This is a genomic window from Ruminiclostridium papyrosolvens DSM 2782 (genome assembly GCF_029318685.1).
GTDB classification, from domain to species: Bacteria; Bacillota; Clostridia; order Acetivibrionales; family DSM-1351; genus Ruminiclostridium; species Ruminiclostridium papyrosolvens.
Window position 1 is genome coordinate 1,644,557 of the sequence record NZ_CP119677.1, and the last position, 23,533, is coordinate 1,668,089.

A 23,533-nucleotide genomic window follows, 5' to 3' on the forward strand; every position below is an offset into this window, starting at 1 on the left:
GGTGTTTGATATTAAAACCGGTAAAGCTGTTCAATTCAATGTAAATAATATCGCTAAGATACCTGAATTCATGTATTTATGCGAGCGCAACGCGATCAGGGTATTGCTTGAAGGCTCAGGTGTCGGGAATCCTCTGCTCCTCATGCAAAATGGGGTATTTCTTAAAGATGTGGCGTTTTTGGAAAAGGGGATTTTTTCAACCGCTTTTCGGCGCAGCATACTGCCGGATTCTTTTTCGGATTTTATCGCGAGTCCGGTGTACCGGCTGGATTGGGGTATCATTCAGGAACAGCTTGGCCACGGTTTACCGGTCATGATATACGTAGACGTGTATTATATGAAGTACAAAACATTTTATCAAAAAAATCATGCCGGACATTACGTATTGATTATCGGTTGCTGTGAAAATAAATACCAAATCTTTGATTGGTATGAGCCTGATTACTTTATGGGATATATTTCTGAACAGGAATTGGAGCTTGCCAGAATTTCTGAAAATCCTGTGGATGGCACGAGTGCTTTTAGTGGTGTTCCTATCCGAGCTGAATATAGACTGCTGAACTATGAAAGGTTGAAATACTGCGGGGAAATCAATCATAGGGATTTTATTATAAAGAATTTGTGCAAAATATTTTTTTCCTTTATTGAAGAAAATGATCCAACCAGGGGGTTGAGCTTTATAAAGAAATTCGGAAATACCCCCCGCTTTGTTGAAAATTATGACAACAGCTCCTATGTGAATGCAATGCAATCCTTCTTTTTTCTGGAGCTTGAACTGAACATTTTTATTCGGTATATAGATGAGATTATTTCCAACGGCTTGTTCCGGGCAGATTTGTTTGACCCGCTGAACGAACTTTCAATAAATTTAAGAAAGAATACTATTGCAATTAAAAATAAATGCCATATGAGTTACCGGAGATCTAAAGGTATGCCGGTTGAAGAATGGATGGAAATAAGTAAAAGTATTTCCGAGGATCTTCATATGTTTCCTCAAAAAATATATGATATTTTGACATTTATCAAATGTCAGAAGGTTGGAGAGGTATGATTAACTTCTTTTTAGGAAACACAAAAAAATATTTTTTGATAATAGCGTTGATCAATGTTTTGTCGGGGCTAACGGTTCCTTTGAATATATTCCTGATCCAGAGAATCATTGATACTGCCGTCGTTTCGGGCAAGTCGGGTTTCGGGAATGACTTTACCTATATTCTGTTTTATCTGGGACTACAAATAGTAACGGTATTATTAGCTCAGTCAGACAAGCTGCTAAGAACAATCTTTGGCAATACGCTTGAAATCAACTGGGGCAAAGATATACTAGAAAAAAGTGCAAAGGTTCAATACAAGTACTTTGAGCAAACAAAAAGCTATGAAACCATTCATCGCATATTGAGCGGTTTTAAAGAGAATATAACAGGGATAACCGACATAACTTCTTCCGTTACAAAAATTACTATTTCCATGTTCGGCGTATTTTACTTTATTATGCAGACCGAATGGTGGATTTTCATCGCATTACTTATTACGACATTTCCTGTATGGCTTTTTTCCATTATTTCAACGTTACGCGAAAGAGATACTTATACGGAAATTTATCCCTATTTTTTAAGAGCGAACTACCTTTCTAAAATGATTAATTCCAGGGAAAGTATTAAGGAGGTTCGTTTATATAATTTTTTCAAGCATATTAACAAATTATGGTCGGAAGTGTTGTCCAAGTTCCAAAGAGGGCAGCTGCTGTCCAATCTGAAGCCAAGATACATAGCCGGAGCATTTATATTTTTGCAGTATTTTGTTGTAACAGTGATTATTTTTATGTTGGTCTACCCACTCAGAAAGGGATTGATGACAATAGGCGTATTTGTTGCTCTGGCACAGGCTATGTGGAACTATGTCGGAAACTTTCAATACGAGATCATCAATATCATACAGAAAATTAACCATCTGAGAGTTTTTGCAAAAGATTATAAAACATTTATGGCATTGGATGAAAACTCATCGGCATTATGTGGCGGAGATGCAAATAATATCAATTTCACAAGCATTGAATTCAAGGATGTATGGTTCCGTTATGACGACAGCAGCGAGTATGTATTAAAAGGAGTAAACTTTAGCATATCGAATAATGAATTAATTGCATTGGTCGGTTTGAACGGATCGGGCAAGACAACCATCATTAAGCTTCTTCTGGGGTTGCTGCACCCTACAAAGGGAGACGTGCTTGTAGACGGTATGCCTGTATCTGATATTCAAGTGACAAAGCGGAAAAAAATTTTTTCTGTTATCTTTCAGGATTTTGCGAAATACAATATTTCATTACGTGAAAATATAGCCCTTTCAAATTTGGATTTTATTAATAATGAAAAGGAAATGATAAGAATTTTGAATTCTTTAACCAATCAGGCTGAGCTTGTGCAAAATCTCAAGGATGGCTTTGATACCAGTTTGGGCAAAGATATTGACGGCGGAACGGATTTATCGGGCGGCCAGTGGCAGACGGTTGCCATAGCAAGAGCTTTGTTTTCCGATTCGTCATGTATCGTGATGGATGAACCCACTGCGGCAATAGACCCTATTGCCGAGGTTGAAGTATATAACCAATTAATCTCGGCAGCTAAAAATAAAGCCGCTGTTTTTGTTACCCACCGCCTCGGCTCAACACGCCTGGCACACACCATATATACCCTCGATAAAGGCATTATCGTCGAAAAAGGCTCACATGAGGAACTGATGGAAAGGAACGGCATATATGCGGAAATGTTCAACACGCAAAAAAGATGGTATGAAAAATAAGAATAATGATACAGATCCGTTTTTGGCCTCCAATCATAAATCTGGCTTAATCCGGACATTTATACGGCTTCTGTATATGATGGTAAAAACAAGCAAGGTGCGGTTTGTTTTACAATTATTCGTCTCGGTTATCGGCGGATGTTTACCAGTTCTTGTTGCTTTATTATGGAAAAATTTGCTGGAAAAGATTACGAACCTGCCCACCGCAGCGAATAATTTATCTCTGCTGTCCGATTTTTTTGTTTTTGCTTTGGTAGGAGGTTTGTCGGTTTCATTTTATTATTTTTCCGAGATTGTGGACACTTTTTTCCGCAATGTGATTTCACTGAAATTGCAGGATGGGATTCATCAGAAATCTCAAAAGGTTCCGGTTGCATTTTATGAAGTACCACAATTAAATGATATAATCAACAGGGCACAAAATGCATTCTGCTATGGACCTGCAGTCGGTGCAGCGTTGAATATAACGCATATTCTGAGTGTTATAGCCTCTTTGATAGCATCTGTGGGGATTCTTTCGAGTTTTCACTATTCCCTTGCGATATTGCTGGTGGGCGTATCCTTACCCTATATTATTAAATTATTAATAAACCGAATTAATTTTGATTTTACTGTCCGGTCCAGTCCTAAAAGACGGGAAGCGGAAATATACAGCAGGTATTTCACAAAATATGAATATATAAAGGAAACCCAAATCCTGGATGCCAAAGCCTTCTTTATTGATAAATGGCTGAAAGTGATGAATTTCGTTCGCCGGGATGAAATAAAAACGAATCTTAAAACCGTCGGAATTGAAACGGTTATTGAGATATTTGAAAGTGCAGGGTATGTTTTCTCAATATTTTTAACTGTATATCTGATTAACAAAAAAATTATCGGCATTGGGGAATTTGGAGCCATTGTAATACTGCTTGGACAAATGAAAGATAACATTACGAGATTTTTCGGGGATATAGCTGAAATGCACGAACTATTATGCGTGGTAGAAAAGGGATTTGAATATCTGGATCTTAAGGAGGAGGACCGGCCTATCCATATTTCTCCTGAAATTAAAGAAGATATTGTTTGTGAAAATGTTTCCTATGCATATCCCCTTATTCGAGAAAAAGTGATTGATGGGGTGGATATTCGTATCAAGCAGGGAGAAGTGATTGCTCTTGTAGGGTCAAACGGCGCTGGTAAATCTACTCTGGCGAAAATACTGCTAGGACTTCTCACGCCGGATGAAGGCAGGATAAAGTATGATGGAACGGATATTAAAAATCTGGCTTATCAAAGTGTTTATAAAAATGCTTCTGCAGTTTTTCAAGACTTTGTTCATTATTACTTAAGCATACAGGAGAACATCGGATTAGGTGATATCTCCAAGTTGGATAATACTGATTTGATTTTAGATGCGGCAAAAAAATCCGGTGCAATTTCATTTGTGAATTCCCTCCCGGAAGGCATCAATACGGTTTTAGGGAAGGAATACGGAGGCATGGAACTATCAGGCGGACAATGGCAGCAATTGGCGCTAGCCAGAGGGTACTTCAGAGATAGCTCGTTTGTTGTTCTTGATGAACCTTCTTCTGCCCTGGACCCGGTAAAGGAAGCGGATATGTATGAAAACTTCCGGAGATTATGTAACGGTAAAACGGGAATTATTATCACCCACCGGCTTGGAGCTGCAAGTTTGGCGGATCGGATATTTTTAATAGAAAAAGGGCGGATTGTTGAGGAAGGAAACCACAGTGAACTATGCAATAAGAAAGGGAAGTACTGGCGCATGTTTGAGGCGCAGGCTTCCATGTATCGGGCAAATAATTGTGCTAATGATATGCAGTAAAGAAGTTCCGACCTGAACCCTATGAGGTTTAAGTAATTTTTTGGGGAAGTATGCAGGGTTGCTTTAAATATATATTTTAGTGAGAAATGAGGTGATACTATGAAATTTGATGTTAACGAATTAAAGAATTTGGTTGAAGAAATGGATCTGAATTCAGCTTTTGATAATATTGATGCCGAGAATTGTTCCGTATGCTGTTATGTAGGCGGGGGCGGATGCTAATTTAAAATCAAAAAATTGGAATGACGACCGGCCATATGGCATTAGCCATACGGTGGTTTCTGGTACATAAACAGGTTAATGTGTAGTTTAGAATACCCTGCTTCTTAACTACACATATTTTTTCAGGGTATAAACAGGAGGTGCATTTACATAGGATGGATAGGAATATACCGGTAACCGAAAATCCAATCACACCCCATATGATACACAGGCTTTTTGAAAGTCAGGCACTAAGTACTCCAAATAATACTGCCCTTATATTAGGAGAAAAAAGCTTATCCTATAAGGAGCTTAACGAAAGGGCAAACCAGCTTGCATGGAAATTAAGAGAAAAAGGTGTTCAGGCAGATAGGATTGTCGGTATCATGGTGAATCGCTCATTCGAAATGATCATCGGTATTCTCGGAGTACTTAAAGCCGGCGGGGCATACTTGCCGATTGATCCTGCATATCCTGCAGATAGAATTCAGTTTATGCTGGAAGACAGTAGCTCACATATATTACTGTCTCAGAAAAAATTCGTTGAAGGAATCCATTATGAAGGTGATTTTATAAATCTGGATGAGAAGGCTATATATGCAGGTGATGATTCAAATCCGGCAATAATAAATAGTTCAAAGGATTTGGCCTATGTGATTTATACATCAGGCTCAACCGGTACACCGAAAGGTGTCATGATAGAGCATGGAGCTGTGTGCAATTTTATCCGGGGAATATCAGAGAAAATCGATTTTTCTGAAGGAAAAACAATCTTAGCGCTTACGACAATATCCTTCGATATTTTCGTCATGGAAACACTTCTTCCCTTATCCAGAGGATTATCGGTTGTCATTGCGGATGAATCCCAACAAAAAAATCCGAAGCTCCTAAATGAGTTGATAATCCAAAATCATGTCGACATGCTTCAATCAACACCTTCCAGAATGCAGCTGCTGCTACGATACGATGAAGAGCTGCAAGGATTAAAATATTTAAAGGAAATAATGGTTGGCGGCGAGCCTTTGCCAACTTCTTTGTTAGAGCGTCTAAAGTGCTTGTCAAATGCAAAGATATACAATTTGTATGGTCCCACAGAGACAACCGTTTGGTCCACATTGAAGGATGTATCGCTTTGCAGCAGCATAAACATTGGAAAGCCGATCTGCAATACTCAGATTTATATTGTTGATGAAAACAGCGGGTTACAGCCTGTCACTGAGGAAGGCGAACTATGTATTGCAGGGGACGGATTGGCCCGAGGATATCTTAACAGGCCGGAATTGACGGAAGAAAAGTTTGTTGCAAACCCATTCAACCCAGGAAGTAAAATGTACAGAACCGGAGACCTGGCACAGTGGCTTCCTGACGGTAATATTGAGTTTTTGGGAAGGATCGACAATCAGATAAAACTGAACGGCTACAGGATTGAGCTAGAAGAAATAGAATATCAACTGTTAAAGCACCACTCTATTAAAGAAGCGGTGGTAATTGCAAAGGAAGGTAAGGAAGGAAATAAATTTTTGTGCGCATACTTTATGTCGGATATAGAATTGCAGGATACGGTCTTAAAGGAATACTTATCAAAATCGTTACCGCAATATATGATACCGCCATACTTTATGAGGCTTGAAAAGTTTCCCCTAACGCCTAATGGAAAGATGGACAGGAAATGGTTGCCTGAGATACAAAATAATGAAACTTCCGATGTTAATGAGGAGCAGCAGATAACCGAGGATTCTGAAGAAAATGAAATTGAAGCCAGGGTGAAAACTATTATCAGGGCATCTATTGACATACAGATTCAGGAGGATAGTATAAATTTGAAGAACCGGTTCAGTGACTTTGGAATCGATTCACTCCTCTATATCAAGATAGTTGTTTTAATAGAAAATGAATTTGGCCTGAAATTCGACGACGATGCTTTGAACATGGAAACATTCCCGGATATTCAAAGATTTATTACATATATAGTATCAAAATCAAAATAAATAAGCCTCCCTAAATACAGGATTTTGAGAGGAGTGAGTTTATGAAATCTTCTAAAGTGCTGCCAACAAGGGAACCCCCTGTAAAGGTTTACCATTTTAGGGCGTTTCCTCTGTCGGTAACTTCAAATTATAGTGAAACATTGCCATGGTTTTATAGTAATTTTATACAATTAAAATGTACCTCCGAATTTATACGGGAAAAAGAAATGGACTTTGACTTTATTGCGGGTGATGTTTTCGGCGGCATACCATGGATTGATTATATCAAAGATATTGACAAAACTATGCTGAATGAGAATATGAATGATGTATGTCAGTTTGTTATTAAGAATATTGATAATGGATACTACATTTATACATTTGTTGATGAATTCTTTATTCCTGACAGATCCGCTTATAAAAAATATCATCGTATGCATGATATAATGGTTTACGGATATGATGATTCTGAAAAGGTGTTTAATGTTGCCGGCTATAACTCGAAGATGAAGTATGCTGAAACCAAATCCGACTTTGAATGCTTCTATAATGCATTTTCAAGCTCTGAACCTAAGCGAAATGATAAAATTGTCCTTTTTAGGAAAATAGATGATGTCAATTATAGCTTTGATATAGAAAGAGTATTTGAAAAATTGGAAGACTATTTATATTCAAGGGACTGTTCGGATAAGCTGGAAATTTACGATTTTGACGGTAGGACTAAACGTATAAAATATTTACACCAGCTTCTTAAAACAGGAAATTATGTATTTGGCATAAATGTATATGATCAATTGATACTATTTTGTGAAGCTATGAAGAACAAGTATGTTCGTCCCGATTTACGACCGTTTCATTGCCTGTGGGAACACAAAAGTTGTATGTTAGAGCGATTAAGATATTTAGCAGGCCAGAATTACATTAAAAATATTGATGATTTATGTAATAATTATAAACTTATCGAGTTAGAAGCGTTAACAATCAGAAACATGATGGTTAGGATGATGTTAATCCGTGACTTCCATTCAATTGAAGATGTTAAGTATCGTCTTGACAAGCTATCTAAGGATGAATACGCCTTATTAATTAATTTATTATAATTGTAATAAATTAATTTCAATAATTAGTGGGTAGTAAAAGGAAGATTTTTATGTTTAAAATTTTGTGTATGAAGCCTTTTAGACTCAATGATGGCTAAGTATTTCCAAAGTATTAACTCTCAAAAATTTATTCAATGATATTTCTATGCTTTTCCCTGTATTTTGAGGGTCTAGCCCGTCCGGCGATGAGGATTTGCCTTCACAAAAAATGTCAATATAAATGACACTAAAATTTTAAAATATAGTAGCGTAGTTCTTGAAAACAGTGTATAATAATTTTAAATAAGAGATAAATTTGTATACTAATGCATACAAAAAAATTACATTTTTAAGGACACGTTTTATGAGAATCAAATATTTTGATATTGGGTGGTTATCAAGAACCGATGGGCCGGGTAACAGAACAGTACTGTTTTTGCAGGAGTGTAATCTGCGGTGCCCCTGGTGCCATTCTCCTCATTCAAGAGAAGTTGAATCTCCAATCCTTTTTAACGAAGTAAGGTGTATTAATTGTCATAACTGTATGGAGATTTGCATTCAAAATGTCCATTCTTTCAGGAACGGAATCCACATGGTTCAAAGAAAAAACTGTATAAAGTGCGGCAGGTGTATTGAAGCCTGTCCGACTTCAAGGTTGGATACCAATTCAGGAGCCTTGTTTTTGCCTACCCGCAGTATGGAGGTGTCGGACATGTTTTCGTTGTTGCGCCCGCAGCTTGAGGTTTTAAAAACCTCCGGCGGACTTACGGTAAGCGGTGGAGAAGCTCTTCTTCAAAAGGAGGCTGTTATGGAAATACTGAAACTTTGTAAATCGAGGAACATTCATACAGCCGTAGAAACCTCATTAACACTACCGGAAGAGTATTATGACTCCGTCAGTGAGTATGTGGACTGTTGGCTCATAGGATTGAGAGGTACATATCTGAATAATATATCCGATAAAATCAAAAGTACAACAATGAATAATGTACGTTACTTTTCACGCTTGGATTCGGAAGTAGTGGTAAGGTTTCCTGTGATAAAAAATTATACAATGTCGGAAATACAGTTATCCCGGATTGCAGAAACCATGTGTATCGGGGCTTTTAACAATATCGAGATATTGCCGTGCAACAAAAGTATGGAGCATTATTACAAATTATCAGGAATAACCTCTGAAATTAATGCAGAGGATGCGTTTCCAGATGCATATGAAATAAAATGTATTGTTTCATTCTTCAAGGCAAAAGGCTTCAATGTAAAGGTAATATCCTAAACAAAAAATAAGATAAGGAGAAGATTTATGAGTACTTGTAAATTTGAAATGACAGAAAGAGTCAGAAATTTGCTTAACAGCTTGTACGAACAGGGCAAAAAAGACAGGAGCAGTGAATGGTTTAAGAAGGAGGAGTTTGAAAATATAGCGGTTGCTTATCCTGATGAATCGGTTATCATCAGAAAAGCCTATGCAATCAATGAAATGCTCACAAAACTAACTGACAAAAAGATTTCAGAAAGGACACTTACATATAAAATAAATGAGGGTGAGCTTATAGTTGGTGTATTGCCCATGGGTTCCAACGGATTAGGCAAAGTGTTCCCAAATTACTTAACTGAAAATGAGCAGAGGGCCGGAGCATTTACAAACAAAACCGAGCTTTCTCTTCTGGGGCATAACTCAGTGAATTATGACAACCTGTTGGATAAGGGGCTGAATGCAATTATCAAGGAAGCAGAAGAAAAGCTGGAAGACTTGAAATCTGTTGGTGAAATGTTCGAAACAGGCGACGACAAAAGAAAAAATGCTATTGATTTCTATAACGCAGTGATAATAAGTTGTTCGTCAGTTATAGAATATTCATTAAAATTTGCCGACCTTGCAGGAGAGATGGCAAAAGGTCTCACAGACCCAAAAGATGGGGCCAGAAAAAAAGAACTGCTTGAAATTGAGAGAATATGCAGGAAGGTACCTATGGAAAAGCCGGATACCTTTCACGAAGCACTCCAGAGCATATTTACATTCCATACAGCACTTCATGCAAGCTTGAATTACCTGTCACTCGGGCGTCTGGATCAAGTTCTGGTTAAATACTTAGATAAGGACAAAATAACCGATGAGGATTATTTGAAAAAATGCACAGAATTGTTCGAGTGCTTCATAATAAAAGCTGCATGGCGGCTTAACATGACAACCGAATACCTGGTGGAGCAGGACCATATGGACCATAATGCCGCTCTTGGAGTCCACCCGTATTATATTGACCAAAGGGCAGGAGTGAACAACTTCCTTCAAAACATTATTGTTGGAGGAAAAACACCTGATGGAAAAGATGCGGTCAACAAGATGACATACATAATCCTTAATGCATTTGAGAATGTGAATCTCTCAACTCCGGGTATATATGCGAGGCTTCATAGCCAGTCTGATGACAAGTTGAAAAAAAGAGTGGCTGAGATGCTTTCAAAAACCAAAAACCTCCCGGGTATACTGAACGATGATGTATTAATTCCTGCAATGTTCAATGGCCTACGTGAAAATGACGTTGATCTTGATATTACCAAAGTTAAATCATTTTCCGGTAAAGAAGCTGAATATATGAGGCTGGCAAATGACTACTGTGTTGACGGATGCTGGGAGCCAATTCTAAACGGCAATTCAGACTGGACTTTCGGAATGCTGAACGGAATGACCATACTTCAGTGTACTTTAAATAGGGGAGCTACGTTAGATACAAATCCCGGAATGTTAAGGGGCGGAAAAATGAGCTTTATATCCGATGTCCCCACAGATTACAATAGCTTTAAGAAAATATTTGAAAAGCAAATGCAGTTTTTCATAGACCAGTCTACGTTCGGACTTTATGAATATTATATGCTTGACGAATTTGTAAATCCTTCTCCGTTATTTTCATCTGTTTTCGGAGGCTGTATGCAGCAGGGCCGTGACAAATCATGGGGAGGAGCAGAATACAACCTGGGTGGTACAATACTGATAGGTATACCAGATATGATTAATACTCTTGCTGCAATTAAAAAATGGGTATTTGACGAAAAGAAATACTCTCTTCAGGAAGTACTGGATGCCATGAGAAGTAATTTTGTATCACCTGCAAAGGAAAATGTAATTCTGCAGAAAAGATACGATAGTATTCGAATTGATTTTAATACAAATACACCTAAATTTGGTGAAAATGACAAGGAAATTAGCGAAATAGGAAGCTATATAATTGAAACCTATTGTAATTCCATTAAAAGCTCTAAAAAACTTGCTGATAAAGTATTTCTGATTCCGTTAAGAGAGTTTTCCGAGAAGGAAAAGGCAGAGATATTGAGACTCAGGAAGATTTGTGGATATTTTGGAAATTCTCTTCAAAACAAGTTTGGTAAGGACTTCAATATCAGGTTTACAGCAGGCTGTGGTACATTTGAACAGTATCCGCTACAAGGTCTGGGTATCGTCGCATCGCCGGACAGAAATTCCAACGACCCCCTGGCGCCTAATCTCTCACCTTATCCCGGAACAGTTCAAAAGCCCACGGCTCATATTCTTGAGTCACTAAAAGCATTGAACCTGAACAAACTTGCGGCAGGAGCCATAACTGACTTGTGCATCGATTACAAGGCAAATAACGTGGAGCATATTGCAGGGATTATTAATAAATTCATTGAAAGTGATGGTAATATGATGACACTTGCCATAGGCGACAAGGAGGAGTACCAGAAAATATATGAACTATCGGTTACGGCAAGCAACTCTTCAGATAAGGAAGCATCAAAAGCGGCTTATGAGAAATTGGAACAGTACAAACATGTCAATGTCAGAGTCGGGGGATGGCAGGCACCGTTTGTTTCCATGAGCCTCGACCAGCAAAAAAGCTATATACTCAGAATATTAGAAGAGTAAGGGAGGTCCCTATGATGAATAAGTATATTAAGTCACTGACATCTGCATTACTTGTGTCCATATTAATACTGTCACTGAATTCCTGCGGTATGAACAGTGCATCAAAAAGCCTTGACGCATGGGCGGACAATTCGCCGAACAAGCAAAAAATCATTACCTTTGTCAAAGAAATCACTGACAGAAACAGTAAGAATTTCGTTCCGGAGGAGGATAGAATTGCCACCTTTGATATGGATGGCACAATTGCATGTGAACAGCCTCTTTGGATAGAGCTTGCTTCGGCGGAATACAAGATAATGAATGATATGAAGGACAGGAAAGGTCTGGTTGCAGAAGTTGAAAAACTAAATAAGGATCTGAAACAAAGCCCGGAGCCAGGTGAAACGGGTCAACTAATTGATGATGTTACAAGTCAGGCGTTCTTGAATATGTCGGAAGAAGATTATGTAAATTATGTTCAAAAATTCATGAGTACCAATAAAATTGAGTTTACCAATCTTCAATACAAAGATACATTTTACAAGCCTATGCTTGAACTAATAGACTATCTGATGCTGAATAAGTTTCAGATATACATTGTGTCAGGCTCCGAACGGGGGTCGGTCTGGGGTGCATGCAGGGAAAGTATACCGAATATTCCGAGATCCCATGAAATAGGTTCGGATATTGTCCTGAAGCCTTTAAATCAGACAGACCCGTCAGACAATCAATATATTTATGCACATGATGACAATTTGATAAGACAGGGGACTTTTTCTCAAAAAGACTTGAAGCTTGGAAAAGTATATAACATTTATCATCAAATAGGTCAAAAACCAATTTTGGCTTTTGGAAATACAGACGGGGACTTTTCCATGCTGAATTACGCAAAGTCCAATAAGTATAAAAGTATTTCCTTCCTGTTATGCCATGATGACAATAAACGTGAATATGACTATAATGTAAATCAGAGAGCACAATGGGATAAGGAGGCCAAATCCAATGGCTGGAATGTTGTATCCATGAAAAATGAGTTTAAACAGATATTTTTAAAAGAAACAACAAAAAAATAAAATAGCAAATCATATAAAATTTTAGCCAACTTGACGTAACAAAAAAATATTACATTGCTTAGCAATAGGTCAGGTATAGATTACTTTTTTGTTTTTGGAGATTTGAACTGTTTGAAAGATACAAAAAGCAGTGCAAGTGGACTTCTAAAAAAGTGTGTTCATGGGAATCAGATATAGAAAAATATAAATGCCCATCAGAAGCTGGATACACTGATAATGCTCTACAAAACAGGAAAGTGCGAGATGGAGGTAGAAGACGGGTTCTATCAAAAACATCGGGTAATGTTGTTACATATATATGTAATGTAACAGTTAGCAATTAAACTATAAATAAAAGCCACGCCTTGGATGTGAAGTGCACCCCATTATTAGATGAATGTTAATCTAACAATGGGATGCACTTTTTATGACAAAGTTTAGTATAGAGTTCCGAAATGGATACCTCATTAGTATTACCTGTACATCTTTTTGATTTCCTGTATTACAATTTCCTCCGGTACTAAAGTAATCAAAGCACCATTTTGATTTTTTAGTGGCTTGCCTATGCTGCCTAAAAGCAATAGTTGCACGGTGTCTGGCATATTACTGATATAACCCCTTTTGTTATCGAATTTCATTATGGACATAATAGTGTCGGAATCTATGTGGGCAGGTATTATAGTAGGAGCTCCTGCCTTCTCTAAAAGCTCTTTATGTAAATAAACTTCTTGTTCAGATAAATAACCCAGTGTGTGTGATATTCTTGCTGCACACAGCATACCTAAACCTACAGCTTCACCGTGAGATATCCCTCTGGCATCGGCTAACTCTATAGCATGTCCTATTGTATGTCCATATTCCAGTATCAGTCCCTCATTTATTTCAAAAGGATCGTTTTTCATTACTTGTTCTTTTGCTTGAATAGACATATCTATAAAGTAGCGATAGTCCTGCCATGAGTAAATACACTCTGAATTCAACATATCTAATAAACGTGTTATAGTTTCAGGTAAAATAGTAAGAGAATTTTTGATAACTTCACATAAACCGGAGATTACTTCCTTATTAGGTAATGTACTTAAAAATTGAGTACTTGTAATTACCATATCAGGAGTATAAAAAGTACCAATTAGATTCTTACCTAATTTTGAATTTATTGCCTGCTTTAATGATAAGACAGAATCAAGTATAGCCATTAGTGTTGTTGGAATATGTACAAACTTTAACCCTCTAAATAGCAATGATGCTACCATTCCTGAGATATTGCCACAGATTCCGCCACCAAGACCGATTATGCATGTCCGCCTTGTTGCTTTTAATAATAGTACTTTTTCAATTAGCTGTTGTAACCCATCAAGACTTTTATTTTTCTCTGTACATTCAAACAAAATTAAATCACACTTGTATTCTTTACTTATTTGCTCAACCAAGCTTTGTCCGCATATATCTGCTACATTTTTATCAGCTATTATTACAAATGATTCAATATCGGTTAACTCATTTAAAAGTCTTGTACAGTCATTTAGCTCGTTGTTATATAGAAAATATTTAAATGAATTATTTCCAAATCTTATATTGTATGTATAGTAGGTTTCTTCCAAGCATTCTAATGACTCCATTAAAATCACCCTCCCTTTTGTTTACCTATTATCTTTTGCCAAAAATAGAAATCGTCATAAGCAAATAACCTTTTATAGACTAATTAAGTAATATAATACAATTATATTATAAACTTCCACAAAATACATGTCAATATATACTATAAAAGTATATATTTGGTATATTTAATTTATTGCAATTAGCACATAATTTGATTTATTCCGCATAGCAAACTGTGAGGAAACAAGGTGACCCTTTCTCAATCAAAGATACAGCAATAATCCCTAAGCTTAAAAGTTTGGCATAGTTACATTACGCTAAGTGCTGGGCATTAGGAGAGTTTCTTGTAAGAGAAATGAGTCATGCGATACAATAAACCACCTAACAGTTAAAATAAAGTTGTTCAAGTACATCTGTTAAGAAAAAGAACATAGACAAAGAACCAGATTCTTTCTTTTGAATATCATGTAGGTATAGGGGGGCGAATTAAGTGAGGACTGGGCGACAGCTGTATTTATTGAGAATCAGGGATACAAAAATATCTGATAAGCAATTATCAGAATTACTGGACATGAGTGTAAATGACATACTTATTTATGAATATGGCTTAAAACCAATTCCAAAAGATTTATATGATAGATGGGAAGGAATTGTCTGCAATCATTGAGGTATATTTATTGATATTGGAGAAAATTATAAATGAGATGTGTTGCATATTGCAGAGTAAGTTCTGACAGTAAAGAGCAGATGAATAGTTTGGAAAATCAGATAAAGCATTATACGGAATTGTTTAATAAGAATGGCTTTACCAGAGCAGAATGTGGGATGTATTATTCCAAAGATAAGAAAAATGAGGTTGTTAAATATATACCTTCCATTTTTGCAGACGAAGGAATTTCCGGAACAAAGCTCAAAAATAGGGGAGCTTTTAACTATATGCTCGAATGTGCATACAGAAAAGAGTTTGACGCTATTCTTGTAAAGAATGTACAGCGTTGGGCCAGAAACGTGGAGGATGGTGCAGGAATTCTCAAGAAACTCAAAGTAATGGGAATTAAAGTAATATTTGAGGATGGATGGCTTGACAGCTTGAATCCGGCAAATGAAGCTACAATTAATATATTATTCGTTATGGCGCAAGAAGAGAGTAGGGCGAAAAGTATTGCAATTCAATTCGGAATAAGGAAAGCTCAGGAGGCAGGTAAATTTACAAGTGCTTTGCCCTACGGATATAAAAATAATAAGGGTTATCTGGAGCCTGTACAAGAGCAGTTGGATGTCGTAAAAAATATATTCAACTTATATTTGGAAGGCTGGGGAAGCACCAAAATAGTAAAATATCTGAATGGTGAAAAGATACCTACACAGAAGGGGAGAGGATGGTCTACCTCACAGATTTTTGGTATCATAACAAATTCAATATATACAGGAAAACAAATAACACATAGACAAATTAATACTGATATTAATTTGGACAGATTTGTCCATGATGGACAAGTTTATAAAAGTAGAAAGCCGGTATCAGAAGACGAATGGATAATAAATCAAATAGAAGAGCTGAGAATAATATCGGATGAAACCTTTCAGGAAGCACAAAGAGAGTACACTAAAAGAAAAGAGATGTATATTACGGCATCAAGACCCAGTAATGCGAATATTTTCAGTAATCTCCTTTACTGTAGAAATTGCGGAATAGCAATGAGAAGAAAAAAATTGTGGGGTTGGAAGCGTAAAGACGGAACAAGAAAATTCGGAGTTGAATGGGTCTGTACCCAACATGATAAGTATCACAATGACATATGCCAGTACAGAAATTCATGGCATGAGGATGTGCTTATTGAAAGAGTAAAAAAAGAAATAGAAAAACTCAGAGAAAACAAGGGTTCTCTTGATAAAATGTTTAGCGAATATATGCAGTCTTTTTTCAGCAGCGAGGAAGTAGCAGAGAAAATTATGGAGCTTCAGACACGGCTGGACGAGATTAAAGCAGAAGTATCAGCAAATTTAAAGCTATTTTCAAAAAGCATTATTGACGAAGAGCAGTATAAGCAGCAAAACGATGAGTTGCAAAACAATAAAAAAATGATAGACACCGAGCTTGCTAAGATTAAAAGAATAGACCATGCAAGAAATGAAGTAAAAAGAAAATATAATAACTATGTTGATTTCATTAATAAAGTTGACGTTAATAATTTAAATAATGCATTGCTTAAAAGAGTTATTAATAAAATTGAGGCATATACCGTAAAAGATGAAAAAGGAAACGAAGTAAAAGATATATATATTGATTGGAATATGCTTGATAAGTCCTTTGATGATGTTTTCTATTTTAGAGCCAAGGAATAAAAACCTATATACACTTATACAATATCTCTTTTGCCTGCTCATAGGGCATAGTATATCTCTGATTAAGATAACGGAGGGATGCAGCAAGTTCTCCATCAGGCCCGCCGGATTTCATGTTTTTACAAATTCACCCTATTAACACAATGATGCAAATAAGAAGAAATTTTAACAATATATTACTTTAATTTATGATATAATTTAAGTTACAACATATTAAAAATATGTTAAAAACAAGAATTAAATTATCATTTGCAATATTAGGGGTAGAATTCGAAAAGAAAGGGGGATTTTAGTGTTAACCATTTACCCCAATGTCTGCCGATGAGTAAAAAACATAAAAGGAGACTTGAGTTAAATGACGAAAGTATCAAAAATGAGAAAGGTTGGGGCATTACTTGCTGGATCTGCATTGCTTTTTACAACCATGATTCCGGCAAGCTTCTCTTCCGTAGCTGCCAGTGAAGCGATAAATGTAAGTATAGACACAACTGCTGAGAGAACTGCAATCAGCCCATATATTTATGGAGGAAACTGGGAGTTCAATAATGCTAAATTAACTTCAAAAAGATTTGGCGGAAACAGAACAACAGGTTACAACTGGGAAAATAACTTCTCCAACGCAGGTAGCGACTGGCAACAGTCCAGCGACACTTATATGTTGACAAACCCCAAAATTCCACAAGAAAAATGGGGTGAACCGGGAGTAGCAATAACTGATTTTCAGGATAAAAACCTTGCAGCAGGCGAACCATATTCATTGGTAACCTTGCAGGCAGCAGGATATGTTGCTGCTGATGCAAATGGAACTGTAGCAGAAGATGAAGTAGCACCTTCAGCAAGATGGAAAGAGGTAAAATTCAAAAAGGATGGGCCTTTATCACTTACTCCGGATACGACTGACAATTATGTATACATGGATGAGTTGGTAAACTTCCTTGTAAATAAATACGGAGCTGCCTCTACAGCAACAGGAATAAAAGGCTACGCTATTGACAATGAGCCTGCTCTATGGCCGAGCACACACCCAAGAATTCACCCTAAACAGCCAACTTGTGCAGAAGTGGTTGATAAGAATATCAACCTTGCAAAAGCTGTAAAAGGTGTGGACCCAAGTGCAGAAACCTTTGGACTTGTGGCATACGGATTTGCAGCATACAATGAATTCCAGTCTGCAACTGATTGGAAGAGTTTAAAGGGCGATTACACATGGTTCCTTGATTATTATCTGGACAGCATGAAAAAGGCTTCTACTGAAGCAGGAACACGTTTAGTAGATGCTCTTGATCTTCACTGGTATCCAGAGGCAAAGGGTGGAGAACAAAGAATATGTTTTGGCGAAGACCCGACAAACATATTGTGTAACAAAGCTCGTCTGCAGGCAGCGAGAACATTATGGGATCCTACATATAAAGAGGACAGTTGGATAGCACAGTATTGCAGTTTTGGACTTCCTTTAATACCAAAAGTACAAGAGTCCATAGACAAATACAATCCGGGAACAAAGCTTGCTTTCACAGAATACTCCTATGGAGCAGATGATCATATAACTGGTGGTATAGCTGAAGCTGATGTATTGGGTGTATTCGGCAAATACGGTGTTTACCTTGCAACAGTTTGGGGTGGAGGAACTTACACAGCAGCTGGTGTAAACATGTATACAAACTATGATGGTAATGGTTCAAAATATGGAGATACAAAGGTAAAAGCAGAAACTTCTGACGTAGAAAATACTTCAGTATATGCTTCTGTTGACTCAAAAGACGATTCAAAATTGCATGTAATCTTAATAAATAAAAATTATGATAGTCCTATGACAGTTAACTTTGGCATAAACGGTGACAAACAGTATACATCAGGAAGAGTATGGTCCTTTGACAGAAGCAGCGCAAACATAACAGAAAAAGATTCAATAAATGCTATTAACGCCAACAAATTAACTTATACAATACCTGCATTAACCGTATGCCACATAGTGCTTGATTCAAGTAACTCTGCTGTAGTTTACGGTGATGTTAATAAAGATGGAGCTATAGATTCTATAGATTATGCACAATTTAAGAAAATATTGTTAAACCCCGATTCTAGTTATGATAAAGCATGTGATTTAAACCTTGATAATGCTGTTGACGCAGTTGACTATGGATTACTAAAACAATACTTACTTGGAAAAATACAAACACTACCATACACAACAATAACAGAAAACAAACCACCGGTAGCAGCTTTTACAGTATCACCAAAAGAAGCATTTACCGGAGATAATATAAATTTCGATGCGACAGCTTCAACTGACCCTGATGGAAAAGTTCATATTTATTCTTGGGATTTCGGTGACGGTAAAGAAGGTTCCGGCTCAACAATTGTCCATAAGTACAAAGCTCCCGGAACATATACAGTCAAATTAACGGCAATAGATGAAAAAGGTCTGTCAAATTCAGTGACAGATACAGTTACAATAACTTCAGCTACAGGGGATAATGCTGACGTTAACTTTGAAGATGGAGAATTACACGGTTTTACAACAAATGAAAGCACTACAACAAAATTATCAGTTACCTCTGAGAAGGCTTTCCAGGGAAACAAGTCCCTTAAATGGGAAGCTGTGGGTTCAAAAGACGGTAAAGTAGATGCTGAAATAAACAGCAGCGTACCTGTTTTAAAACCCGGACAAACAATGACCTTCAGAGTTTGGATTCCGGAAGGAGCTCCAATAAAATCTATTCAGCCGTATGTAATGCCACATAACGCTGATTGGACAGCAATGGAATGGAATTCATCATGGAAGGGCTACGACATGGTAAAGAAAGGTGACTGGAATGAATTTACAGTTACACTTCCTCTTACTACAGATGTTAGTTTAACTCAGCATCAGTTTGGTATTCAGGTTGAAACATCTGCAGAAGGCAACTTTACAATGTATGTAGATTCAATTGACTGGTAATATAAGCATCTTAAAAAGCTCTGAAGCGCTTAAATCGCTTCAGAGCTTTTTTGCATGAATAGCTTTATTCACAAAAGAGCTTTACCCCCATATTATATATATGGGGTGAGTTTATGACCAAAAAGGAAATACTTGATGAAGTTATCGAAATTCTTATAAAAAGAGCCTTGGAAGAAAAAACAATAGATTCAAGGGGTGAAAAAGAAAATGGAGTATATTCCTCCTCTGGTTACGGCAAATAGATTTGAACAGTATAATGATATCAAAAATTCCATAGGGGAAGTCGGCTTGGAAGTAGGAGGATACATACGAATATCAACTAAAAAAGACAGTCAAATAACTTCAATAGAAAATCAAAAAAAATATATATTAGAATGGGCAAGTGTTAATGGCTATAAAATAATAGATTTTTACATAGACATGAAAACCGGTGCGTACAGTTATCAGAGGCAGGAAATGGTAAAGATGAAAAACGATATTTCCTCCGGGAAAATAAAAGGAATTGTTTCAAAGGAAATATCCCGAACCTCACGTGACATACTTGACATAATTGAACTTAAAAGGAGCCTTGCAAATCAAGGAGCTTTTTTTATTTCAATAAAGGAAGGTTATGACAGCAGGACTGACGATGATGAGTTTCTTTTGATAATACATGCGGGACTTGCGCAAAAGGAGAGAAAAGTAACCGGTTCAAGAGTTAAAATAACACAGATGATAAAAGCACGAGAAGGTAAAACCAATGTACCGATACCGGCTTTTGGGTACAAGCTGTCTTCTGACGGACAGCATATTATTATTAATCCTTCAACAGCAGAGGTATACAAAATAATAGTTGATAAATTTCTTGAAGGCTGGGGCAGGCTTAAAATATGCAAATATCTTAGCTCAAAAGGAATAAGGACAAACAGAGGAAATGCCAGTTGGAGTACCAATTCCATATATGCAATTCTGACAAACCCCGTATACCTTGGTATAACCATGTATAACGTAACTCTGACAGTGCGGGACGATACAGGAAAGGCAAAAAGAATGGTAAGACCGCGTGAACAATGGATTGTACGGGAGAATACTCATCAGCCCCTTATTACAAAAGAAAAATTTGATAGAATTCAACGAATAATTCAAGATAAAAAACAAAAAGACCAAAAGGAATGGAGCTGTACCAAGAAGTACCTTTTATCAGGGCTTGTTTACTGCGGTTCCTGCGGCAGTAAATTATACGGGGGAAAATTTCCTAAAAAGGAGGCAAAGTTGAAAAACAAGTCAGAAAGAACGCCGGAGGACTACTATTATTATTACTTTGATAGAAAGACATCAGGGCTATGTGGTAACAGTAAAGCAAATTACCACATGGATATTCTTGAAAAAAAGGTAATTGAAAAGGTAAAGGAAATTCTTTTGTCCTATGACAAATTGGATGAAAGAATTAATAAGAAACAGTTCCTTTACGAAAAAGGGTTTACAAGAGAAAAAATTGAGCATCAGCGACTTCAAGACAAGCTTGAAGCAGTTGCAAATGCAATAAGAAGACAACAGGCGGCATACGAGGAAGAAGTAATTACAATAGATGAATACAAAACACGGTTGGAGGAGCTTCGGCGTGAAAAGCTTTCACTGGAGGGCAGAATTGAAAAAATAAACACCATACCTGTAAAATCAAGTTCCTTAGAGCTGATAAACAAGGTAAAGGCTATTATATTCAATTTACATAATGCGGATTCGGATTTTCAATATGAAATAATTAGAAAATTAATAAACAAGATATATATATATGATAATTGCTTTCTTGAATTTGAATATACTTTTAATGAATCAAATTAATTAAAAAAACATAAAATCCGGCCCGCCGAGTTGTGTTATTATAACTTTTGCAAGAGCTGCATTTGGTCTGGCTATTTTAACAGGATATTGCAATTTCTTTTCATAAATCCACATGTATATTAAACCTCCCGTCCTATTTCCCATGGCCATGGATTCTCAATCCATCTCCATGTTGATAAATCGTTATCCATGTGAGTGGCAGTCAGAGGGCCAAACCTCTTTGTAAATTCAGACTCCAGCTTATTCTTCATTTCACGGTACTGTTTAAAGTATGCCAGTGCTGTTTTATCGGTGGGATGGGTATTGAGAAACAAACCTACTTCGACACAGGCAAATTCATAAGCCTGAACCTTCCAAAGCAGTGCTTCACGTTCATTCATAGGCTTTGATTTGCTGGTCATGCCCATGTTTCCCATACCGCCGCAATCATTCATGCCACCCATATTGTTCATGCCACCCATATTGTTCATGCCACCCATATTGTTCATGCCACCCATATGGTCCATACCACCCATATGGTCCATACCACCCATATGGTCCATACCACCCATATTGTCTTTACCTGCCATATTACCCATACCGCCAACACCGGTGTTAGTATTCATTCCTGTTTCCCCCTCCCAAGAAAGGCTTATCCAAAGCCGGGAAAAGAGTACCTCTGTCTAATCCTTCATTTACATCATAAGGCCTTTCCCATACCTGATCAGGCACATAGGCCATAGCGATAGCTATCTTAGCAGGATTAAAGGGTTTTATAGGACTTTTGTCTCTTTCCTGATAACCGTATTCATTTACCAAGTCACCCATTATTCTTCTCCTTTCAAATAAAACGAATAACTTTCTCTATTTATAGAATATGAAGATACAATGGTATGGGTTACATAATATCGAATAAAATGAATTTATGTATTAGGTTTAAGTATTTTCTTGACAGGAAATATCTTACAAGTGTAATATTTAAGATAAAATAACCAGTTCTTATGAGGAGGAATCTGTTTTGAATAAGCCTTCAAGAAAAGTTGTGACAGTACTTGTATCTATTACATGTGTTTTTGCTTTAGTAATTATTTTGGTATTTGCTACCAAGGGGAATACTCCCGGAGCTTTTGATAATAGTGCAAAGATAAACGCAAAAGGGCAAGTCTATAATGCAGATTACTTATTTGAAAACAAAACTCCTTATGTGGGAAACAACAGCAAGGTTTTACATATTGTCGGAAACCTGCAGTTTAATAACTACATAGAAAAAGTATCACTTCAAACTGATAAAACTCCTTACGGAGTAACAGTCAACTATGATTTTCAAAATGTGGCTAATGGGGATTTCCAAAAGGCAAAAATAGAAAACGAAGAACGATTAAAACTTGCTTTTAAAAGAAACGCAGCAATGATGTTTTGTCTTATAGAAAATCTGGACATGCTAACATTTAGCTGTCGCACAATAAAAGGGACGGCTGAGTACGGATTTACCAGAAAAGAAGTACAAAAAGATTATAATGAAGATTTGAAAGAATATTCAAAGGATAAAAACAAGTTTGGCAGCTTTGCAATTACATTGAATAATGACAATATTATTGTACATTCAATGAAAAAATACTCTCCTGCCATGTCAAGTATATTTGGTTTGAAAATCATGTCTGCCTATGAAGGGAAAGCAGATAATATAAGATATACAGCCACGGAGGGTACACTAATGAGAGACATTAGTTCCGAAAATCGAGGAAAGACACTGACAGTTCCGGCGAATACGCCTATATACTGGAGTCCCTTGACCGGATATGATACAAGTTTAAAAACTGATAAAATTATTGTTAAAGTTGAAGCCCTTAACCAAGGGATAAAGATTGCGGAGCAAAAAGTTTGTATTAACAAGGATGGTTTAATGTATTCTATAGAAGAAAATACCAATGTGCTGGCAGATTTACAATAAAATATTAAAATATTTATATTTGGACACGCATTATTTTTTTATTTTATCATAGAATGGAAAGGTACACTATTTTTGAGGTGTTAATTA

At 36.8% G+C, this 23,533-nt stretch carries 18 protein-coding genes and 2 pseudogenes; 15 read left to right on the top strand and 5 right to left on the bottom strand.

What is annotated here, in order from left to right; translation table 11 throughout:
- Position 1: 1 nt before the first annotated feature.
- The 9 genes from P0092_RS07345 to P0092_RS07385 all read left to right on the top strand — a co-directional run bounded on the left by P0092_RS07345 (position 2) and on the right by P0092_RS07385 (position 12,830).
- On the top strand, positions 2 to 1,051 hold the full coding sequence (locus tag P0092_RS07345; RefSeq protein ID WP_004621013.1) for a BtrH N-terminal domain-containing protein: 1,050 nt from the start codon (positions 2 to 4) through the stop codon (positions 1,049 to 1,051).
- The gene (locus P0092_RS07350; RefSeq protein ID WP_004621014.1) at positions 1,048 to 2,799 is read left to right on the top strand and encodes an ABC transporter ATP-binding protein; all 1,752 of its coding nucleotides are present in this window, start codon (positions 1,048 to 1,050) and stop codon (positions 2,797 to 2,799) included. The genes P0092_RS07345 and P0092_RS07350 overlap by 4 nt, the downstream gene beginning before the upstream one ends.
- Entirely contained in the window at positions 2,789 to 4,627 is a 1,839-nt protein-coding gene (locus tag P0092_RS07355) for an ABC transporter ATP-binding protein (RefSeq protein WP_004621015.1), read from the top strand. Before P0092_RS07350 ends, P0092_RS07355 begins: the two co-directional genes overlap by 11 nt.
- A 99-nt stretch (positions 4,628 to 4,726) precedes the next feature.
- On the top strand, positions 4,727 to 4,849 hold the full coding sequence (locus P0092_RS07360) for a hypothetical protein (RefSeq protein ID WP_004621016.1): 123 nt from the start codon (positions 4,727 to 4,729) through the stop codon (positions 4,847 to 4,849).
- A gap of 155 nt (positions 4,850 to 5,004) precedes the next feature.
- Positions 5,005 to 6,816 carry a non-ribosomal peptide synthetase gene (locus P0092_RS07365; protein ID WP_276187131.1) on the top strand — a complete coding sequence of 604 codons (1,812 nt, stop codon included), beginning with the start codon at positions 5,005 to 5,007 and terminating at the stop codon, positions 6,814 to 6,816.
- Between the two features lie 41 nt (positions 6,817 to 6,857).
- On the top strand, positions 6,858 to 7,895 hold the full coding sequence (locus P0092_RS07370; RefSeq protein WP_004621019.1) for a cysteine peptidase family C39 domain-containing protein: 1,038 nt from the start codon (positions 6,858 to 6,860) through the stop codon (positions 7,893 to 7,895).
- A gap of 343 nt (positions 7,896 to 8,238) precedes the next feature.
- Entirely contained in the window at positions 8,239 to 9,150 is a 912-nt protein-coding gene (locus tag P0092_RS07375) for a glycyl-radical enzyme activating protein (RefSeq protein ID WP_004621020.1), read from the top strand.
- A 27-nt stretch (positions 9,151 to 9,177) separates the two neighbouring features.
- Positions 9,178 to 11,778: a pyruvate formate lyase family protein gene (locus P0092_RS07380; RefSeq protein ID WP_004621021.1), complete on the top strand. Its 2,601-nt coding sequence runs from the start codon at positions 9,178 to 9,180 to the stop codon at positions 11,776 to 11,778.
- Between the two features lie 11 nt (positions 11,779 to 11,789).
- Entirely contained in the window at positions 11,790 to 12,830 is a 1,041-nt protein-coding gene (locus tag P0092_RS07385; RefSeq protein WP_004621022.1) for an HAD family hydrolase, read from the top strand.
- A 452-nt stretch (positions 12,831 to 13,282) separates the two neighbouring features.
- On the opposite strand, the gene P0092_RS07390 is transcribed toward P0092_RS07385, so the two are convergent.
- Positions 13,283 to 14,428 (bottom strand): 2-deoxy-scyllo-inosose synthase, encoded by a 1,146-nt coding sequence (locus tag P0092_RS07390; RefSeq protein ID WP_004621023.1) that lies wholly within the window; start codon positions 14,426 to 14,428, stop codon positions 13,283 to 13,285.
- A 470-nt stretch (positions 14,429 to 14,898) separates the two neighbouring features.
- On the opposite strand from P0092_RS07390, the gene P0092_RS07395 reads away from it, so the two are divergent.
- Both P0092_RS07395 and P0092_RS07400 read left to right on the top strand, forming a co-directional pair.
- Entirely contained in the window at positions 14,899 to 15,075 is a 177-nt protein-coding gene (locus tag P0092_RS07395; protein ID WP_004621024.1) for a hypothetical protein, read from the top strand.
- Between the two features lie 32 nt (positions 15,076 to 15,107).
- Positions 15,108 to 16,754, top strand: a complete 1,647-nt coding sequence (locus P0092_RS07400; RefSeq protein ID WP_004621025.1) for a recombinase family protein — start codon at positions 15,108 to 15,110, stop codon at positions 16,752 to 16,754.
- A 19-nt stretch (positions 16,755 to 16,773) separates the two neighbouring features.
- On the opposite strand, the pseudogene P0092_RS07405 reads toward P0092_RS07400, so the two are convergent.
- Positions 16,774 to 16,869 (bottom strand): annotated as a pseudogene (locus P0092_RS07405) (manganese catalase family protein); the annotation flags it as partial.
- Positions 16,870 to 17,109: 240 nt separating this feature from the next.
- Between P0092_RS07405 and P0092_RS07410 the strand changes: the two are divergent.
- The 3 genes from P0092_RS07410 (at position 17,110) to P0092_RS07420 (ending at position 21,516) form a co-directional block, all read left to right on the top strand.
- Positions 17,110 to 19,695, top strand: coding sequence for a glycoside hydrolase family 44 protein (locus tag P0092_RS07410; protein ID WP_004621026.1), 2,586 nt, complete (start codon positions 17,110 to 17,112; stop codon positions 19,693 to 19,695).
- 113 nt (positions 19,696 to 19,808) lie between these two features.
- On the top strand, positions 19,809 to 19,937 hold the full coding sequence (locus P0092_RS07415; protein ID WP_276187132.1) for a hypothetical protein: 129 nt from the start codon (positions 19,809 to 19,811) through the stop codon (positions 19,935 to 19,937).
- Positions 19,903 to 21,516, top strand: coding sequence for a recombinase family protein (locus P0092_RS07420; protein WP_004621027.1), 1,614 nt, complete (start codon positions 19,903 to 19,905; stop codon positions 21,514 to 21,516). Before P0092_RS07415 ends, P0092_RS07420 begins: the two co-directional genes overlap by 35 nt.
- A 15-nt stretch (positions 21,517 to 21,531) precedes the next feature.
- Here the strand turns inward: P0092_RS07420 and P0092_RS07425 are convergent.
- From P0092_RS07425 to P0092_RS07435, 3 genes and pseudogenes are all read right to left on the bottom strand, one after another.
- Positions 21,532 to 21,630 (bottom strand): annotated as a pseudogene (locus P0092_RS07425) (manganese catalase family protein); the annotation flags it as partial.
- Positions 21,631 to 21,635: 5 nt separating this feature from the next.
- Entirely contained in the window at positions 21,636 to 22,121 is a 486-nt protein-coding gene (locus tag P0092_RS07430; protein WP_004621029.1) for a spore coat protein CotJB, read from the bottom strand.
- Positions 22,111 to 22,323 carry a spore coat associated protein CotJA gene (locus P0092_RS07435; RefSeq protein ID WP_004621030.1) on the bottom strand — a complete coding sequence of 71 codons (213 nt, stop codon included), beginning with the start codon at positions 22,321 to 22,323 and terminating at the stop codon, positions 22,111 to 22,113. Before P0092_RS07435 ends, P0092_RS07430 begins: the two co-directional genes overlap by 11 nt.
- A gap of 190 nt (positions 22,324 to 22,513) precedes the next feature.
- Here P0092_RS07435 and P0092_RS07440 point away from each other — a divergent pair, with 190 nt between their 5' ends.
- Positions 22,514 to 23,446 carry a DUF4825 domain-containing protein gene (locus P0092_RS07440; protein ID WP_004621031.1) on the top strand — a complete coding sequence of 311 codons (933 nt, stop codon included), beginning with the start codon at positions 22,514 to 22,516 and terminating at the stop codon, positions 23,444 to 23,446.
- Positions 23,447 to 23,533 lie beyond the last annotated feature (87 nt).

What these genes read in the sequence shown, in the direction of transcription:
- P0092_RS07410 (WP_004621026.1), top strand. Translation starts at nt 17,110, where the DNA reads ATGACGAAAGTATCAAAAATGAGAAAGGTTGGGGCATTACTTGCTGGA.
- P0092_RS07390 (WP_004621023.1), bottom strand. Translation starts at nt 14,428, where the DNA reads ATGGAGTCATTAGAATGCTTGGAAGAAACCTACTATACATACAATATA.
- P0092_RS07435 (WP_004621030.1), bottom strand. Translation starts at nt 22,323, where the DNA reads ATGGGTGACTTGGTAAATGAATACGGTTATCAGGAAAGAGACAAAAGT.
- P0092_RS07355 (WP_004621015.1), top strand. Translation starts at nt 2,789, where the DNA reads ATGAAAAATAAGAATAATGATACAGATCCGTTTTTGGCCTCCAATCAT.
- P0092_RS07430 (WP_004621029.1), bottom strand. Translation starts at nt 22,121, where the DNA reads ATGAATACTAACACCGGTGTTGGCGGTATGGGTAATATGGCAGGTAAA.
- P0092_RS07415 (WP_276187132.1), top strand. Translation starts at nt 19,809, where the DNA reads ATGACCAAAAAGGAAATACTTGATGAAGTTATCGAAATTCTTATAAAA.
- P0092_RS07375 (WP_004621020.1), top strand. Translation starts at nt 8,239, where the DNA reads ATGAGAATCAAATATTTTGATATTGGGTGGTTATCAAGAACCGATGGG.
- P0092_RS07365 (WP_276187131.1), top strand. Translation starts at nt 5,005, where the DNA reads ATGGATAGGAATATACCGGTAACCGAAAATCCAATCACACCCCATATG.
- P0092_RS07350 (WP_004621014.1), top strand. Translation starts at nt 1,048, where the DNA reads ATGATTAACTTCTTTTTAGGAAACACAAAAAAATATTTTTTGATAATA.
- P0092_RS07360 (WP_004621016.1), top strand. Translation starts at nt 4,727, where the DNA reads ATGAAATTTGATGTTAACGAATTAAAGAATTTGGTTGAAGAAATGGAT.
- P0092_RS07380 (WP_004621021.1), top strand. Translation starts at nt 9,178, where the DNA reads ATGAGTACTTGTAAATTTGAAATGACAGAAAGAGTCAGAAATTTGCTT.
- P0092_RS07385 (WP_004621022.1), top strand. Translation starts at nt 11,790, where the DNA reads ATGATGAATAAGTATATTAAGTCACTGACATCTGCATTACTTGTGTCC.
- P0092_RS07370 (WP_004621019.1), top strand. Translation starts at nt 6,858, where the DNA reads ATGAAATCTTCTAAAGTGCTGCCAACAAGGGAACCCCCTGTAAAGGTT.
- P0092_RS07400 (WP_004621025.1), top strand. Translation starts at nt 15,108, where the DNA reads ATGAGATGTGTTGCATATTGCAGAGTAAGTTCTGACAGTAAAGAGCAG.
- P0092_RS07420 (WP_004621027.1), top strand. Translation starts at nt 19,903, where the DNA reads ATGGAGTATATTCCTCCTCTGGTTACGGCAAATAGATTTGAACAGTAT.